21 protein-coding genes and 1 tRNA gene are annotated in these 15,827 nt (G+C 61.5%); 16 read left to right on the forward strand and 6 right to left on the reverse strand.

The window, feature by feature from the left end; all coding sequences use genetic code 11:
- Nucleotides 1–16: 16 nt before the first annotated feature.
- The 5 genes from ACFWEM_RS08250 (at nucleotide 17) to ACFWEM_RS08270 (ending at nucleotide 4,170) form a co-directional block, all read left to right on the forward strand.
- Complete coding sequence (locus tag ACFWEM_RS08250) at nucleotides 17–928, forward strand: UTP--glucose-1-phosphate uridylyltransferase (RefSeq protein ID WP_019744725.1); 912 nt, start codon at nucleotides 17–19, stop codon at nucleotides 926–928.
- Nucleotides 929–1,053: 125 nt separating this feature from the next.
- Nucleotides 1,054–2,313 (forward strand): gephyrin-like molybdotransferase Glp, encoded by a 1,260-nt coding sequence (gene glp, locus ACFWEM_RS08255; RefSeq protein ID WP_317554289.1) that lies wholly within the window; start codon nucleotides 1,054–1,056, stop codon nucleotides 2,311–2,313.
- Between the two features lie 21 nt (nucleotides 2,314–2,334).
- Entirely contained in the window at nucleotides 2,335–2,970 is a 636-nt protein-coding gene (locus ACFWEM_RS08260; protein ID WP_007727523.1) for a GNAT family N-acetyltransferase, read from the forward strand.
- Nucleotides 2,971–3,258: 288 nt separating this feature from the next.
- Complete coding sequence (gene glpR, locus ACFWEM_RS08265) at nucleotides 3,259–3,993, forward strand: gephyrin-like molybdotransferase receptor GlpR (RefSeq protein ID WP_007727521.1); 735 nt, start codon at nucleotides 3,259–3,261, stop codon at nucleotides 3,991–3,993.
- 101 nt (nucleotides 3,994–4,094) lie between these two features.
- Nucleotides 4,095–4,170 (forward strand) — tRNA-Ala (locus ACFWEM_RS08270).
- Between the two features lie 292 nt (nucleotides 4,171–4,462).
- On the opposite strand, the gene ACFWEM_RS08275 is transcribed toward ACFWEM_RS08270, so the two are convergent.
- Both ACFWEM_RS08275 and ACFWEM_RS08280 read right to left on the reverse strand, forming a co-directional pair.
- Nucleotides 4,463–4,663, reverse strand: coding sequence for a hypothetical protein (locus ACFWEM_RS08275; RefSeq protein ID WP_378532643.1), 201 nt, complete (start codon nucleotides 4,661–4,663; stop codon nucleotides 4,463–4,465).
- Nucleotides 4,663–5,058: a hypothetical protein gene (locus ACFWEM_RS08280; RefSeq protein WP_378532645.1), complete on the reverse strand. Its 396-nt coding sequence runs from the start codon at nucleotides 5,056–5,058 to the stop codon at nucleotides 4,663–4,665. The genes ACFWEM_RS08275 and ACFWEM_RS08280 overlap by 1 nt, the downstream gene beginning before the upstream one ends.
- 64 nt (nucleotides 5,059–5,122) lie before the next feature.
- Here ACFWEM_RS08280 and ACFWEM_RS08285 point away from each other — a divergent pair, with 64 nt between their 5' ends.
- Genes ACFWEM_RS08285 through ACFWEM_RS08295 form a run of 3 tightly spaced genes read left to right on the forward strand, consistent with a single transcriptional unit; the run spans nucleotide 5,123 to nucleotide 7,143 of the window.
- A complete protein-coding gene (locus tag ACFWEM_RS08285) occupies nucleotides 5,123–5,641 on the forward strand; it encodes a hypothetical protein (protein ID WP_378532647.1) in 519 nt (172 codons plus the stop codon).
- A 3-nt stretch (nucleotides 5,642–5,644) separates the two neighbouring features.
- Nucleotides 5,645–6,145 (forward strand): ImmA/IrrE family metallo-endopeptidase, encoded by a 501-nt coding sequence (locus tag ACFWEM_RS08290; protein WP_003946241.1) that lies wholly within the window; start codon nucleotides 5,645–5,647, stop codon nucleotides 6,143–6,145.
- Nucleotides 6,142–7,143, forward strand: a complete 1,002-nt coding sequence (locus tag ACFWEM_RS08295; protein ID WP_378532648.1) for a hypothetical protein — start codon at nucleotides 6,142–6,144, stop codon at nucleotides 7,141–7,143. The genes ACFWEM_RS08290 and ACFWEM_RS08295 overlap by 4 nt, the downstream gene beginning before the upstream one ends.
- A gap of 59 nt (nucleotides 7,144–7,202) precedes the next feature.
- Here the strand turns inward: ACFWEM_RS08295 and ACFWEM_RS08300 are convergent, their stop codons facing one another.
- Nucleotides 7,203–7,619, reverse strand: coding sequence for a helix-turn-helix domain-containing protein (locus ACFWEM_RS08300; RefSeq protein WP_003946231.1), 417 nt, complete (start codon nucleotides 7,617–7,619; stop codon nucleotides 7,203–7,205).
- A 491-nt stretch (nucleotides 7,620–8,110) separates the two neighbouring features.
- On the opposite strand from ACFWEM_RS08300, the gene ACFWEM_RS08305 reads away from it, so the two are divergent.
- The 3 genes from ACFWEM_RS08305 (at nucleotide 8,111) to ACFWEM_RS08315 (ending at nucleotide 9,773) form a co-directional block, all read left to right on the forward strand.
- A complete protein-coding gene (locus ACFWEM_RS08305; protein ID WP_378446434.1) occupies nucleotides 8,111–8,254 on the forward strand; it encodes a hypothetical protein in 144 nt (47 codons plus the stop codon).
- A 142-nt stretch (nucleotides 8,255–8,396) separates the two neighbouring features.
- Nucleotides 8,397–9,242, forward strand: a complete 846-nt coding sequence (locus tag ACFWEM_RS08310) for an SDR family oxidoreductase (RefSeq protein ID WP_378532650.1) — start codon at nucleotides 8,397–8,399, stop codon at nucleotides 9,240–9,242.
- A gap of 48 nt (nucleotides 9,243–9,290) precedes the next feature.
- Entirely contained in the window at nucleotides 9,291–9,773 is a 483-nt protein-coding gene (locus tag ACFWEM_RS08315; protein WP_378532652.1) for a DUF2505 domain-containing protein, read from the forward strand.
- Here ACFWEM_RS08315 and soxR read toward each other — a convergent pair.
- Both soxR and ACFWEM_RS08325 read right to left on the reverse strand, forming a co-directional pair.
- Complete coding sequence (soxR, locus tag ACFWEM_RS08320) at nucleotides 9,759–10,238, reverse strand: redox-sensitive transcriptional activator SoxR (protein WP_378532653.1); 480 nt, start codon at nucleotides 10,236–10,238, stop codon at nucleotides 9,759–9,761. The genes ACFWEM_RS08315 and soxR overlap by 15 nt on opposite strands.
- Before the next feature lie 5 nt (nucleotides 10,239–10,243).
- Nucleotides 10,244–10,732 carry an FABP family protein gene (locus tag ACFWEM_RS08325; RefSeq protein WP_378532655.1) on the reverse strand — a complete coding sequence of 163 codons (489 nt, stop codon included), beginning with the start codon at nucleotides 10,730–10,732 and terminating at the stop codon, nucleotides 10,244–10,246.
- 99 nt (nucleotides 10,733–10,831) lie between these two features.
- Between ACFWEM_RS08325 and arcA the strand changes: the two genes are divergently transcribed.
- A complete protein-coding gene (gene arcA, locus ACFWEM_RS08330; RefSeq protein WP_378532657.1) occupies nucleotides 10,832–12,049 on the forward strand; it encodes an arginine deiminase in 1,218 nt (405 codons plus the stop codon).
- Between the two features lie 13 nt (nucleotides 12,050–12,062).
- Here the strand turns inward: arcA and arsC are convergent, their stop codons facing one another.
- Entirely contained in the window at nucleotides 12,063–12,416 is a 354-nt protein-coding gene (arsC, locus tag ACFWEM_RS08335) for an arsenate reductase (glutaredoxin) (RefSeq protein ID WP_378532659.1), read from the reverse strand.
- Between the two features lie 94 nt (nucleotides 12,417–12,510).
- Between arsC and ACFWEM_RS08340 the strand changes: the two genes are divergently transcribed.
- The 4 genes from ACFWEM_RS08340 (at nucleotide 12,511) to ACFWEM_RS08355 (ending at nucleotide 15,802) form a co-directional block, all read left to right on the forward strand.
- Entirely contained in the window at nucleotides 12,511–13,194 is a 684-nt protein-coding gene (locus ACFWEM_RS08340) for an SDR family oxidoreductase (RefSeq protein WP_378446439.1), read from the forward strand.
- Between the two features lie 49 nt (nucleotides 13,195–13,243).
- A complete protein-coding gene (locus ACFWEM_RS08345; RefSeq protein WP_378446440.1) occupies nucleotides 13,244–13,603 on the forward strand; it encodes a GntR family transcriptional regulator in 360 nt (119 codons plus the stop codon).
- A 48-nt stretch (nucleotides 13,604–13,651) separates the two neighbouring features.
- Nucleotides 13,652–14,083 carry a DoxX family protein gene (locus ACFWEM_RS08350; RefSeq protein ID WP_003946228.1) on the forward strand — a complete coding sequence of 144 codons (432 nt, stop codon included), beginning with the start codon at nucleotides 13,652–13,654 and terminating at the stop codon, nucleotides 14,081–14,083.
- 84 nt (nucleotides 14,084–14,167) lie between these two features.
- Nucleotides 14,168–15,802 carry a BCCT family transporter gene (locus ACFWEM_RS08355; RefSeq protein WP_378532661.1) on the forward strand — a complete coding sequence of 545 codons (1,635 nt, stop codon included), beginning with the start codon at nucleotides 14,168–14,170 and terminating at the stop codon, nucleotides 15,800–15,802.
- Nucleotides 15,803–15,827 lie beyond the last annotated feature (25 nt).

The following is a 15,827-nucleotide window of genomic DNA, read 5'->3' on the forward strand; positions in this document are numbered from 1 at the left end:
CGGCTAAGGTGTTGGCATGACAGACGTTGTCGCTAGCAGCACGAGGGCCTTCCGTACGGCCGTGGTCCCCGCAGCCGGACTTGGTACGCGTTTCCTACCTGCCACCAAGACGGTTCCGAAAGAATTGCTGCCGGTCGTGGACACACCGGGTATCGAACTGGTGGCTGGTGAAGCCGCGGACTCGGGAGCCGAGCGGCTCGTCATCGTGACGTCCCCGGGTAAAGACGGAGTGGTTGCTCACTTCGTCGAGGATCTCGTACTCGAAAGCAAGCTGGAGGCGAGCGGAAAACTTGCTGCGCTGGCAAAGGTGCGCAAAGCGCCCGGTTTGCTCGAAGTCGATTCCGTGATTCAGGAACAGCCCCTCGGGCTCGGGCATGCCGTCGGTTGTGTCGAGTCGGTTCTCGATGACGACGAAGATGCCATCGCGGTCCTTCTGCCCGACGATCTCGTACTGCCGCGTGGTGTCCTGGAGATCATGGCGCGAGTTCGGGCCAAGCGCGGCGGCTCCGTTCTCTGCGCAATCGACGTACCCAAAGATGCGGTCAGTGCGTACGGCGTCTTCGACGTCGAGATCGTTCCCGACGCGGTCAATCCCGACGTACTCAAGGTCGTCGGCATGGTCGAGAAGCCCGCTGTGGAAGATGCGCCGTCGACCTTTGCCGCGGCGGGTCGCTACCTGCTCGACCGTGCGATCTTCGACGCACTTCGTCGCATCAAGCCGGGAGCAGGCGGTGAGTTGCAACTCACCGACGCCATCGCGCTCCTGATTTCCGAGGGTCATCCGGTTCACGTGGTGGTGCACCGCGGAACACGTCATGACCTGGGCAACCCCGGCGGGTACCTCCGCGCTTCGGTTGACCTGGCTCTCGACAGTGACGACTACGGCCCGTCCTTGCGTAAGTGGCTCGCGGATCGACTCGACCGCTGAGCGTGTCGCCACGGTGGTTGATCGCCCGATAACGCAGTATCAATGTGCTTGTCCCTTTTCGAAGGCAAGGCATCATGAGCTGACGGATATCACCGAATTTCCAGACACAGGAGGACGCGGACCAGATGCGGTCGGTTGAGGAGCAGCAGACCAGGGTTACCGCTGCTGCAGTGGCACCCCGTCCGGTTCGGGTCGCCATCTCGGAGGCGCAGGGACTGCTGTGTGCCGAGGAAGTGGTGACCGAACGCCCATTGCCAGGATTCGATCAAGCTGCCATCGACGGTTACGCGGTTCGCAGCGTCGACGTCGCCGGTGCGGGAGCCGATCTCCGAGGAGAGGACGGCGAGCCCACGGACCTCAGCTTGCCGGTGGTCGGCGAGGTGACGGCGGGCTCACGCCAACCGATCCGGCTGCAACCTCGTCAGGCTGTCCGAGTCGACACCGGCGCGCCGTTGCCCACGCTGGCCGACGCAGTTCTTCCGCTCGAGAACACCGACGGTGGTCGCGCTCGCGTTCGGATCTTCGAGCCGGTGCGTTCGGGCGATTACGTTCGCCGTGCAGGCGATGACGTCCAGCCGGGCGACGTCGCCGTTCGGGCAGGCACCATCATCGGAGCCGCACAGGTCGGGTTGCTTGCCGCCGTCGGCCGCGACAAAGTGCTCGTCCATCCACGTCCGCGCCTCTCGGTCATCAGCGTCGGTGGAGAACTCGTCGACGTGGATCGCACGCCGGGGCCTGGTCAGGTCTACGACGTCAATTCGTATGCTCTCGCTGCCGCCGCGCGCGATGCCGGTGCCGATGTCAACCGCGTGGGAATCGCAGGCAACGACTCGCGTCGTCTTCGTGAAGTAGTCGAGGGTCAGCTGATTCGCTCGGAAATCGTTGTCATCGCCGGTGCAGTGGGCGGCGGAGCGTCCGACGAAGTTCGTGAGGCGCTTGCCGATCTGGGGACACTCGAGGTCGAGCGCGTTGCCATGCATCCGGGATCGGTCCAGGGTTTCGGTCAGCTGGGACGAGACGAGGTTCCGACCTTTCTCCTACCGTCCAACCCGGTCAGCGCACTGGTGGTATTCGAAGTCATGGTTCGCCCGCTGATCAGAATCGCGCTGGGACGACGCCAACCGATGCGACGAGTAGTGAAGGCGCGCACGGTGGGAACGATTACGTCGATCGCCGATCGCAAGGGTTTCCTGCGTGGTCAGCTGATGCGTGACGAAGCGACAGGGGAGTACCTGGTGCAGGCTCTCGGCGGTGCACCCGGCGCGTCCTCCCACCTCCTCGCGACTTTGGCGGAAGCCAATTGCCTGGTTCTTGTCGATCGAGACGTCACCGAAGTGCACATCGGTGAAGAAGTCGACGTAGCTTTTCTCGCCCAACGTGGGTAACGCCGACCCGAGTGGGGTGTGATGTCAGTCCATCCAGGATGGCCGGAAGATCTCGGCCCGCTGCGAGTGCCCGCGGGCGTGGTGACCGTCCGCCCCGTCAAACTTCGTGACGCTGCTGTGTGGAGTCGTCTCCGCATTCGCGATCGCGAGCACCTCGAGCCGTGGGAGCCCACCGGAGAATCGCCCTGGGATGCTCGCCACCACATCACTGTCTGGCCCTCCCTGTGCGGAAACCTTCGCTCCGAAGCGCGCAAGGGCAGGATCCTTCCCCTGGTGATCGAACTCGACGGGAAGTACTGCGGGCAGGTCACCATCGGAAATGTGGTGCGCGGCGCCCTGAGGTCCGCCTGGGTGGGCTATTGGGTCGCCTCGCACGTCACCGGTGGGGGCGTTGCCACAGCGGCCGTTGCGCTCACACTCGATCACGCATTCTCGAAGGTCGGTCTGCATCGAGTGGAGGCCACTGTTCGGCCGGAGAACGCGTCGAGTCGCGCAGTCCTACGAAATGTGGGGTTCCGGGAGGAAGGTCTCCTCAAACGCTATCTCGATGTAGACGGCCAATGGCGCGATCATCTTCTGGTCGGAATGACGATCGAGGAAGTGCCCACCACCGTCGTCGACAGATTGGTGCGATCTGGGCGCGCTTCGTGGGTGTGACGAAGACGGCGCCAGAAGCATGAGAAACGCGAGCTAAACAGCAGTTACCGCTGAGTAGTCCTACTTTTGGTCGGAAATTTGTGATTTTTGATTCAACTAGAACTTGAGACTTTTGGGACTGAACCGGAAGTTCAGTTCGGTACGCGTGTGACACATGAGTATGGTGGGGTGACACATGAGTATGGTGGGGTTCGGCGCGTCGGCAACGATGCGAGGGCGTCGGCCGTTAACCTTGACTCGTCAACGGCTGGCATAGGTGCTGGTAGGTGATCGGGAGGAGGCCGCGGCATGCCTAGCTCATTCGTGTGGATCGGGCTGGTGGCCGTGTGGCTGTTCGTCCTGGTGCCGATGCTCGTCAACAAGCGCCCCAGGATCCGGCAGACGAGTGACGCGGCGCTCGCGACTCGAGTACTCCACCGCGGCGACAGCAACCCTGTTCAGCGCGGGCCGGCAGCAGGACATCGAAGCGATCCGAACTGGCAACCAGAACCAGTGCGCAGCAGCTACGACGCGGAGGACCAGATGGACACTCACGCAGAAGACGATTACGCCGGCGGTCGTGCACCGGTCGGAGAATTTGTTCCCGTCAGGCGCGGCCGAGGCGGGTTCGACCCAGAAGCGGATGCCATCGCCCGGGAGGCGCGGTATGCCTTCCGTCAGCGGACATTGCTGGGACTTGCGTTCGTCGCAATTCTTTCGGGCGCTCTCGCATTGATCATCTCGCCGATGGTGTGGTGGTTGTTCGCGCTCACCGTGTGCGGCCTCGGCGGGTACATGGCTTACTTGCGTCGGCAGGTTCGGATCGAGCAGGAGATTCGCCGCCGCCGCACTGAACGCCTCAACCGATCGCGACTCGGAGTCGAATCGCACACCGACGAAGAGCTGCGCCTGATTCCGGCGCGACTGCGTCGGCCCGGAGCGGTTGTCCTCGAGGTCGACGACGAAGATCCGGTGTTCGATCACTTGGACCACTATGAAGAAGAGATCAGGCACACCGAGATGCGTCGCGCGTCCGGTCAGTGATCCTCTGGGCCGATCTGTCGGGCCGAAAGTTCGTGTCGGGTGATTCCAACGGGAGTAATCGTTCCTGTTAGAGTTGCCGAGCACCGCTGAGGCGGTGGCACGGGGCTGTGGCGCAGTTGGTAGCGCGCTTCGTTCGCATCGAAGAGGTCAGGGGTTCGATTCCCCTCAGCTCCACCAAGAAGTACCAGCAAAAAGGGTCTTTCAACGAAAGTTGAACGACCCTTTCCTGCATTTTCAGGGCCTGCCCGAATTGCGAAGATTCGGTCTGAGTGTGCGCCGTTTCATACGATTGCGACCGCCGATCCGGACCGTTGAGCTTCCAAGTGAGGGATGATCCTTGGGCGGATACATGTTTGCCGGAAATGTAACGAGGGTCTGTCCGCTGCGATAGGCACGATGAGTCCGCTGCAGTTTTCCGCAGGTAGGACGTATATGTCGGGGAGGAATGTCGATGAGCCAGCCACGACGGCTAGCGATGATGCTTGTTGCTGTGATGTGCCTGATGGGAATCGGCGTCCTTGCCGTATCGGTCTTCCCCGCCATCGTCGCCGCCCAACCCGGTGGCAATAACGGCAATGGAAACAACGGTAACAACGGCAACCACGGCAACGGCAATTACGGCAACGGCAACAACGGTGGCGGCAACGGCAACTACGGCTGGCATTGCCATCACCACAACTGCGGAACGACGGTAGTGCCGACGACCACGACGACTGTGCCGACGACCACGACGACTGTGCCGACGACCACGACGACTGTGCCGACGACCACGACGACTGTGCCGACGACCACGACGACGACTGAGCCGACCACGACTGAGCCGACCACGACTGAGCCCACGACCACGACTGAGCCGACGACGACGACTGAGCCGACCACGACGACCACGACGACGACTGAGCCGACGATGACGACTGAGCCCACGACGACGACTGAGCCCACGTCGACGAATGAGCCCACGTCGACGACTGAGCCCACGACGACGACTGAGCCCACGACGACGACTGAGCCCACGACGACGACTGAGCCGACCACGACTGAGCCGACCACGACGACTGAGCCCACGACCACGACTGAGCCCTCAGCGAACCCTTCGGCGTCGCAACGTCCGAGCAGCAGTGCGTCACCGGTGACCAGCGCAAGCTCGCAGACCGAGAGTTCTCCGAGCGAAGCACCCTCCGAGTTGCAGACGTCAGAGACGCAGTCCCCTTCCGAATCGCAGCCGAGTTCCGAGCAGTCGTCCGCGGTAGCGGCTCCGCCGGCGGGACCGTCTGATCCGCAGGGACCGTCAGCGGGCGGAGGGCCTGCACCCTCTTCCGGTGGACCGGCGAACGCTGCGCCGGGCGCAGTCGCAGCACCATCGGTCCCCGAGGTCCTGGCCGCTCCGGCACCCGTGGCTCCCCAGGTGCCGTCGAATACTCCGAACGTCGCGGCTCCCAGTGACAACCCGCAGGCATTTCCGACGGCGTTCACTCAAGGGCTTCCGCCGATTCTCAACGCTGCCGCCGTCGCCGGCGGTGTGGGCGGAATGGCAGTTGTAGCGGCCGGTGCGGGAGCAATGACTTTCCGCGGAGCATCGCTGCAGAAGGCGCGATTGGCTGCCGCTCGTGCCGAATTCCTGGCACCCGGATCACAGGGAGGTGCGTGAGTCGTGCCGGACAGACGTTCACATCGCCGCGTTCTGGCTGCGGTGGATGCCGTATGTGACGCTGCAGCGTCGTCCGAGGCTGTGTCACTGCTGACGGTGGTGCAGACAGTCGCCCGCGAGCGTGGTCGACCGATCGAGATCGATCTGGAAACCCCGCTCGCCACCGGAGTGTGCGGTCAGCGTCGAGCCTACGACGATCACGATGTCATCGTCCTGGCTCCCGGACTGCCCAATGTCGAGCGAACCCTGGCACATGAATTGGGGCACATAGTGTTTCGTCACGAGGGTGCCGAGATCGCCGAAGCGACGCTCGAAGTCAGTGACGATTTGATCGCGTACATGCTGAGTCAACGTTCTTTGCGGCGCAACGAGCCTGTGCCGATGGATGACATCGCCGAGTGGGAAGCCGAGACGTTTGCGTCCATGTTGATCATGCGTCTGCGAACGATGAGTGGCCGTGGGACACCGCTGTCGGTGTTGCGGTACGACGAGGCGATCGGATGATCTTTTGGGCTGTCGCCCTTCTCGCCTGGGTTGCAGCCGGCGCGAGACTGGGTCGAGTCGTCGCGCGCACCGCTACCCCTTTGCGAATGTCGATGGTCTTTGCAGGTTTCTCGGTCGCATTGTCCTCGACGGTCATGGTGCCGGCGGTGTGGGACATCGTCGATCGCATTGCGCCGGAGCAGCATGCCGCAGCGATGATCGTCATTGTCTTGTGGACAGCGTTGTCTGCGGCCAGCGCAGTCGGTGCCGTGTCTGCCTGGCCGGTGATGTCGCGTCCGGCTATGCGCGGTCTGGCTACGGTGCTGTACTCGGTGGGGCTGCTGGTGGCGATCGCGGTTCTTTTCGGTTACCCGGCGCCGGCTCTGATCTTTGTCATAGTCGCTCTGTCCCTTGTCATTTCGACGGGTCTACGACACGTCGCGTGGGCGCCGTTGGGCCGCGGTATCGCATTGATCGTGACGGGTTCGTCGATCCTGCTTGTCGTGGTCGTCGTGATGCTGGTCGAATCGATCGGTGGCACAGGAGCACTCGAATCGGATGTCTGGACGGGCGCAGGGGTTTGGTTCATCGCTGCGTCGAGTGTTCTCATAGCGCTGGGCATCACATGGGTGCTTCTCGAGACCTGGTTGCGCGCACGACGAGATTTGTATCGTCTGCGGCGAATGCATGCGCTTCTCGTCAAGCGATTCCCCGAGGTTGTCGACGCGGACAGTGCGGGAAGTACGTCCGTGCTGCGAGCATCGGACATGATCGCCCAGATCATGGATGCAATGTACATCCAGTCCGGCGCCGGGATGTTCGACGTCGGCGGACAGGAACCGCCACGGGCAGTCACTGCACATGCGGGAATACTGGCAGGGTGGATCGCGGATCCGTTGGCCTCGGATGTGTTGGACACCAGGTGGATTGCACCACCGGAGAAGATGTCTGCGCGCCGCTGGGTCTTGTTGTTGGCGAAAGAACTCGATGAAACGACAAAAGTAGGTCGACGTTCATAGTCGACCTACTCCATGTCATTTCAGTATTTCAGTGCTCTCGCCACTTCAGCACTTTCGCATCAGCGTGACGCGTCAGGCGGAACCTCTGGCAATCCTTCACTCGCGCGGAGCTTTTCAGCCATCGTGGTGAGCAGGTTCTGCGATTCTTCCGAGAGGTCGAATGCACGGCTCGAGAGGCGGCGAAGACCGTAGCCTTGGAGCTGCGAGAGCAGCTCGAGGTCGTGATCGATCTTGGCTGCGTAGATGTCGTTGAAGAAGTAGTCGGGCTTCACCTTGAAGAACCTGGCGAATGCGGCGACTGTCTCGTCGGACGGATTGGTGCGCTGTCCCGAGCGGAGCTGCGAGATGTACGGCTTGGAGATCTGATGGCCGTCTTCGATGAGCGCTGCCGCAACCTCGGCATTGGTGTGGGGTTTGCGCCCCGGAGGATGAACACTGTCGAACAGTTTGTTCAATCGTTCTGCAAAGTCAGCCATTGTGAACCGCCCCGTAATCCTCTCTAGCTAGCAATTGTCCGTTCAGTGAATCCTACGGTATCACGCGGATAACCGATCGGTAGCTCACCGTAGTCTGTTTAGTGGACTAGTTGTCAAATGTGTCCGAGATTCGATTCATCGGGTCGTTGAGTGCTCAGCTATGTCCCAGCGCACATTGAGTATCCGCCGCACGGAAATGCGCAGCTACGGCTGCGCTATTCGAACCTTCCAGTACTTGGCTAATATGCCCATTATCAAACTATTTACCTGTTTTGGCGATATTAGCTAAGCGTTAGCCTGGTTTTTCGAGAGTGTTTCGGTTGAAAAACTGCAGTTCAGAGACGGTTTGAATGAATGGGGCCGCAATCTGACTGCTTATTCGCGATGTCGTGGGGATCACTTCTGGGTTGAACCTTGAACGGTTTGCCGGAATGCGATCTGTGCTAGCTAAACCCGCTGGACAGGTGCAGAATTGTGATATGAAACACACGATGAGCGATGACGAACTGCGCCGCGCAATCCGTGAAATTCAGGATCGAGCCCACGACGCGCGCAAGCGCGGGGACGATGTAGCGGCGGAAGAACTCGACCGTACGGTCAGGGGCTATCAAGAGCAGATGATGCAGCGTCTGTAGTACTGCGTGCGGTCGTCTCCACCGAACATTTTTGGAGTGCGGCCTCACTCGCAGGTCGCCTTGCGTGTTTCGGGGCGGCCGCACCGTGCGTGCGTAGACTTTCCCGCATGTCCACAGTACGAGTGCGGGGGAGTGTTCATCCATGTCTGTAAGGTCGCTCGACGGCAAGAAATGCCTGATCACCGGCGCTGGTAGTGGAATTGGACGCGCAACCGCGCTGCGCGCATCCGAGGCTGGTGCAGAATTGTTTCTCACCGATATCAATGACCTCGGATTAGAGGAGACCGTTGCGATGGTCGGTGCCGGCGGCGGCACGGTCAGCATGGCGAAGGCGCTCGACATCTCGGACTACGACGAGGTCGTGAAATTCGGTACCGAGATTCACACTCAATTCTCACCGATGGATGTCGTCATGAATATCGCCGGCATTTCAGCTTGGGGAACTATCGAGAACCTCGAACATCGGCATTGGAAGTCGATGGTGGACGTCAACTTGATGGGGCCTATTCATGTCATGGAGACGTTTGTTCCGCCCATGATTCGTGCAGGCAAGGGTGGACATCTGGTCAATGTGTCTTCGGCCGCCGGACTCTTGGCCCTGCCGTGGCACGCTGCCTACAGTGCGAGCAAGTTCGGCCTTCGCGGGGTCTCCGAGGTGCTGCGATTCGATCTGAAGCGGCACGGGATCGGCGTCAGTCTGGTTGTGCCTGGTGGGGTGAAGACGCCTTTGGTGGGAACCGTGGAAATCGCGGGTATCGACAGGGATGACCCGCGGGTAAAAAAGCTCACACATCGGTTCGAGAAGCGTGCGGTTTCGCCGGAAAAGGTGGCGTCGTGCATTGTTCGGGGGATCGAGAAGAACAAGTATCTCGTTTACACGTCCAATGACATCCGTTTCGGATACTGGTGGGCGCGCAAATTCGCCCCGCCTTACGAGTTCGTCATGCAAAAAGCGAACGACCAGTTCGGTAAATTGCTCAAGCGATGAGCATTAACTCAGTCGGGACTTTTATCTAGTCGAATAGGGACCAAGGTCATGCCGAAGAGTTTTCATTTCGATATCGATTTCAAATATCCGATCGACGACGTTCATCGAACTTTGACAGACCCGAGTTATTGGGAAGTTCGACTGGGCGATCTGTATGCCACCTCGGACATCGCGGTACTGGACGGATCCATCGAAGTATCGGTGTCCGAGGAAATCGACTCCGCCTCCCTGCCGAGCTTGGTTGCGAAGGTTGCGCCGAGTCGACTCGGTCTGCAGCGGATCGATCGGTGGGGACCTCTGTCGGACGGGCGTGCGGCAGGTTCGGTGACTGGAATTGCGCAGGGACTGCCGATACGAATCGAGACGACGCTCGATCTCACCGCTGCCGAGTCCTGCACGCGGTTGGTCGTCGACGGAACGGCTGAGGTGAAGATGCCGATTATCGGCGGCCAGATCGAGAAGTTGCTGAAGAAGACCGTCGAGGACTTGCTGGGGCGCGATCGGGACGCCGTCGAGTCATTTCTCGCCTGAATCGGCGCCGAAATCGACCTCCAGAACGCGCGCACCCGGACCGGCGGACGCGAGTTGATCGTGAGGGTTGGCGAGGGCACACCCGTCCAGCGAGAGACACCCACAACCGATACAGCCGGTGAGGTTGTCTCGTAGGCGTTCCAACTGCTCGATGCGTAGATCGAGGTGGCGCCGCCACCCGGTCGACAACCTTTCCCAATCTGCGCGGTTCGGGGTCCGGCCTTCAGGCAGTGTGCCGAGTGCCTCCCGGATTTCCGACAGCGGAATTCCGACGCGTTGCGAGATTCTGATGAAGGCGACGCGTCGAAGCGTGTCTCGTTGGTATCGACGCTGGTTGCCGCTGGTCCGGCGACTGACGATCAGGCCTTCCCGTTCATAGAAATGCAGGGCTGAGACGGCCACACCGCTGCGCTCGGAGAGTTGGCCGGGCGTCAGTTCCTTGGCTTTCCACGACGGCATCTCCATGACGACTACCGGTTCGTTGCCCGATGAAGAGTGGCGTGGAGGTGATGCGTCAGCGGGGTGTCTCCGTGCGCCATCCACACGTCGTATGTCAGCGTGTCGCCCTGGACCCGCAAGACGCGTCGGACGTCGTGAACGGGTTTTGCGTCGGGCGATGCTGCGAGCGTGAGACGGGTCAAGGCGAGAGTGCCTTCGGAGTCGACGGTGCCGCGGTGGATCTCGACAAATCCGGTGGGTTGACTGACGAGCAGTTCGAGTTCGCCACCAGGTGTTGGACGCAGGTATCCCGATTCCATGTGAAGCGGTCGGCCGTCGGGAAGCCCGCGAGTGCGCGACGAGTAGGTGACAAACGGTTTGGGAGTGGCCGCGAACTCGATCTCCTCGGAGTACTCGAAGTCGTCGATGGTCGGGAAATGTCCGGCTCCAGCGCCGACCCAGCGTCCGGTGAACCTGTCGATTCCGGCGCCGCTCAGCGCCGCCTGATCCGTACTGTCCATTGCGTAGTCCTCTCGCCTGCGTCGGATCAGACGTTACGCGGGCCGGCAAGGCAGCTGCTTCTCCCTGCTGGGTGGGGCCTACGGGATTAGTGTTCACTCATGAACGCTTCTGGCTCCGTCCCCCTCGGTGTCGATTCCGAGGTGGGCCGCTTGCGATCGGTCATTCTTCATCGGCCTGGCGACGAGTTGAAACGATTGACCCCGCGCAACAACGACGAGCTGCTGTTCGACGCGTTGCCGTGGGTGGACCGTGCGCAGGAAGAGCACGACCAGTTTGCGACCGTCCTTCGTGAGCGCGGCGTGGAGGTACTGCTTTTGTCCGATCTCCTCACCGAGTCGCTCGAGGTCAGTGGCGCAGCCAGGATCCAGGGAATCGCGGCTGCCGTCGACGCACGCAAGATCGGACACGCGCTCGGGCAACACCTGGCCGCGTACCTGCGACAGGTAGAGCCGAAGGAGCTGTCGTCGATCCTCACTGCCGGAATGACGTTCGACGAGCTGCCGATCGATGCAGACTCGACCTCGTTGGTGCGCAGGATGCATCACGGCGGTGACTTCGTGATCGACCCTCTGCCCAATTTGCTCTTCACCCGCGATTCGTCGTTCTGGGTCGGGCCGAGGGTGATCATCACGTCCTTGGCGTTGTCGGCGCGAGCTCGCGAATCCTCGATCACGGATCTCGTGTACGCCCATCACCCTCGATTCAAGGGCGTGCGACGCGCGTACGAGTCCCACACCGCTCCTGTCGAGGGAGGGGACGTGCTGCTTCTCGCTCCGGGGGTGATCGCAATCGGTGTCGGTGAGCGGACGTCACCCGCGGGAGCAGAAGCATTGGCGCGCAGCGTGTTCGACGACGGTCTCGCTCACACCGTGTTGGTTGTTCCGATCGAGCAGCGCCGAGCGTCGATGCATCTCGACACGGTCTGCACCATGGTCGAGGCCGACGCGGTCGTCATGTACCCGGCCATCCAGGACACGTTGTCGGCGTTCACCCTGCGCAAGGAAGACGACGGGGTGAGTATTCGCGGTGCGACGCCGTTCCTCGAAGCGGCAGCCGACGCCATGGGAATCGGAAAACTTCGTGTGATCGACACCGGACTCGACACGGTGACGGCCGAGCGCGAGCAGTGGGACGACGGCAACAACACGTTGGCCGTCGAACCTGGCGTCGTCGTCGCGTACGAGCGCAACGTCGAAACGAACGCCAGGCTCGAGGCCTCGGGTATCGAGGTCTTGCGAATCGCGGGTTCCGAACTGGGCTCCGGACGTGGCGGGCCTCGGTGTATGTCCTGTCCGATCGCCCGCGATCCGCTGTGAGTGGTAGACGCTGTCAGAGAATCTCTTCCACCTTGGCTGCCGGACGCGCGAGCACGGTGCCCTTGTCAGTGACGACGAATGGGCGTTCGATCAGAATTGGGTGCTCGATCATCGCGTCGAGGATCTCGGATTCGGAAGCGTCGGCGAGTCCGAGTTCCTTGTACTGCGCTTCGCGCTTGCGAACCGCTTGACTGGGCTCGAGGCCGGCGTCGGCGAGGAGTTTTTCCAGCTCGGATCGGGTAGGCGGAGTATCGAGGTACTTGACGATGGTGGGTTCGATTCCGGCATCCCGGATGAGCCCGAGAACAGTCCGCGAGGTGTTGCACCGTTGATTGTGGAAGATGGTTGCAGATGCCATGTTCGTCATTCTGCCTCTGCGTCCGAACTCGTGGGACAAACAGGGGAACAACGGGCCGCTCCGGCGTGCTGCACTTGAAGTACCGACGTGTGAGGAGAAAACGATGACGGAACATCGAAGTGTGGACGAACGACGCGTAGTCATTGCCGGTGGGCACGGCAAGATTGCGCAGCACCTGACATACCTGCTGGCCGGGCATGGTGATCGGCCGGTAGCGCTGATCCGCAATTCTGCGCACGAGGGTGCTGTCCGCACGCTTGGCGCGTTCCCCGTGGTTATCGATCTGGAATCGTCGACGGTCGAGGAAGTTGCGAAGGTACTCGACGGTGCCGACGTCGCGGTCTTCGCCGCGGGCGCCGGACCGGGCAGCTCGATCGAACGCAAGGACTCCGTCGACCGAGCGGCGGCCGTGCTGTTGGCCGATGCCGCCGAAAAAGCAGGAGTTCGTCGGTTCATCCAGATCAGCGCCATGGGTGCTGGTGACGACGTGCCAGAGGGCACCGACGAGGTTTTTGCGGCGTATCTGCGGGCGAAGACTGCGGCGGAGGAAGACCTCCAGGCAAGGACTTCGCTGGACTGGACGATTCTTCGGCCAGGCCTCCTGACGGACGACGACCCAACCGGTGAAGTGTTGCTTGCACAGCCGCCCGTCGATCGCGGCTCTGTTCCGCGTGCCGACGTTGCCGCCGTAGTGGAGGCGCTCATCGATGCGCCGTCCAGCGTCGGCAAGATATTGGTTCTGACCTCCGGCCCCCATACGATCCGCGAGGCTGTCGAGGGTCTGTGATCGAGAAGATGCTGTGGCCTGTGACCGAGAAGATACGACGAGGGTGACGATGAAGATCGCGATCGAACACGATTCCTCCACGGCTCCGTACGACCAACTGCGGCAACAGATTATCGAGCAGGTTCACGGCGGCGGATTGATCGCGGGAACCAAGATCCCGACGGTGCGGGCGCTCGCCTCGGAGCTGGGTTTGGCGGCCAACACCGTTGCGAAGGCTTATCGCGCGCTCAGCGATCAGGGCGTCATCGAGACGCGGGGAAAGCAAGGGACCTTCATCGCCTCCGGGACCGATCCGGTGCAGGCGCAGGCCGAACAAGCGGCGACTGCGTTTGCGCATAGCGTCCGCTCGCTCGGGTACTCCGACAGTGAGATCGTCGCCATGGTCGAGTCGGCATTGAGAGGTGCGTGACACAGTGATTAAGTTGACGCTTCAAGTTAAAGCTGTCAGTCTTGGCTCATGAATTCGTCGATTGCTCGTGACCTCGGACTCCTCATCGCCCGTGTCGGCCTCGGGATCATCTTCATCGCCCACGGTTGGCAGAAGTTCTTCACCTACAAGATCGCCGGAACACAGGCTGCATTCGAAGGGATGGGCGCCCCGCTCCCCAAGATTTCTGCAGTTCTCGCCGCATCCATCGAACTGGGCGGCGGAATCCTGCTCATCGCGGGTCTGCTGACCCCGCTCGTCGGAGCGCTCTTGTTCCTCGACATGGTCGGCGCGTTCTTCATCGTGCACGCGGACAAGGGTGTCTTCATCGACAACGGTGGCTACGAACTCGTCGTCGCTCTCGGTGTCGGATCGCTCTTGATCGCCGTGATCGGCGCAGGACGCATCAGCATCGACGGATTGATCGGCAAGGGCAACGGTTGGGTTAAAACCCCAGCTTGATCGGGGTGAGAAGGCGGGCTCAGCGGACGTTGAGCCCGCCTTCTGGCTTGCTTTTGGACCACAAAGTGACGAACGTAGTCATCTATGGTGACGAAATCTGATCGATCCGAACAAGATTCCGGGGCCAACGAAGAGCGTCCGGAGACGGGCTTTACTCGGGTAGGCGTTCGGACCGACTACGTGGTGTTTTCCGTGGCGGCCGCAGCGGTGTCGGCCATTGTCGTGTGGGGCCTGGTAGCTCCCGACAACCTCGACTCGGTAACCGGAAGTGTTCTCGGCTGGTTGGTGACCAACATCGGCTGGCTCTTCGTACTCGCAGCTTCGGCTTTCGTGCTGTTTTCCATCTACCTCGCGGTGAGCCGATTCGGCGACATTCCGCTGGGTAAAGACGGCGAGAAGCCCGAGTTCCGCACCGTCAGCTGGATCGCCATGATGTTCAGCGCCGGTATGGGGATCGGCCTGATGTTCTTCGGTGTCGCGGAACCGCTTGCGCACTATGTGACTCCGCCTCCCGGTACCGACGGCGGCGTCGGAACTGCCATGGCTACCACCATGTTTCACTGGGGTCTTCACCCGTGGGCGATGTATGCCGTTGTGGGCCTTGCCATTGCGTACGGGTCGTATCGCCGCGGACGCAAGCAACTGTTCAGTTCGGCCTTCATCCCGTTGCTCGGTCGCAAGGCCGAAGGGCCGATCGGCAAGGTCATCGACATCCTGGCAATCTTTGCGACACTTTTCGGAACCGCAGCATCCTTGGGGCTCGGCGCCCTGCAGATCGGCTCCGGTTTCGAGGTAGTCGGCTGGATGGAAGAAGCCGGCGTGTTCCTGCTCGTTGCTATCGTCGCGGTGCTCACCCTGGCGTTCGTCGCTTCCGCAGTTTCCGGTGTGGCCAAGGGAATTCAGTGGCTCTCCAACATCAACATGGTGCTCGCGCTGGTCTTGGCCCTGTTCGTGTTCGTTCTCGGGCCCACCGTACTGATTCTCAATCTGCTCCCGACGACCATTGGTGCATACGTTTCCGACCTTGCCCAGATGTCCGCCCGCACGGGTGCGTCGTCGAATCCTGAAACGGGCGCGTGGCTTTCGTCCTGGACGATCTTCTACTGGGCATGGTGGGTTTCCTGGACGCCGTTTGTCGGCATGTTCCTGGCGCGCATCAGCCGTGGTCGTACGATCCGTCAGTTCATCGTCGGCGTCATCGCCGTTCCCACGACTGTCAGCTTGCTCTGGTTCGCGATCTTCGGCGGCGCAGGCATCGGCGAGGAACGCGACGGAATCGGCTTGTCCGGCCGAGGCTCGGAAGAGGCTCAACTGTTCGGCATGCTCGACAATCTGCCGTTGGCCGGAGTGACGACTGTCCTGGTCATGCTGCTCGTCGCAGTGTTCTTCGTCTCCGGCGCCGACGCTGCGTCGATGGTGATGGGGACGCTCTCGCAGCGCGGAACGCTCGAACCGAGTCGCTGGGTCGTGGTGTTCTGGGGCATGTTGACCGGTGGCGTCGCGGCGCTTCTGCTGTGGACTGGTGGTTCCGAAGCGCTCGACGGCTTGCAGACGATGACGATCATCGCTGCGGCGCCGTTCGTGCTTGTCATGATCGGACTGTGCTTCTCGCTGTACAAGGATCTTTCGCACGACCCGATCATCGTTGCGGCGAAGGAGCAGAAACGTGCACTCCTGCGCCCGCGGCGGGGGCGTCGCGTCGGTAAATCGGCGGAGTAACCGTGAAAGAAGGAGGCACCGAACT

The sequence above is a fragment of the Rhodococcus sp. NPDC060176 genome (assembly GCF_042728675.1).
In the GTDB taxonomy this organism is placed as follows: Bacteria; Actinomycetota; Actinomycetes; order Mycobacteriales; family Mycobacteriaceae; genus Rhodococcus_F.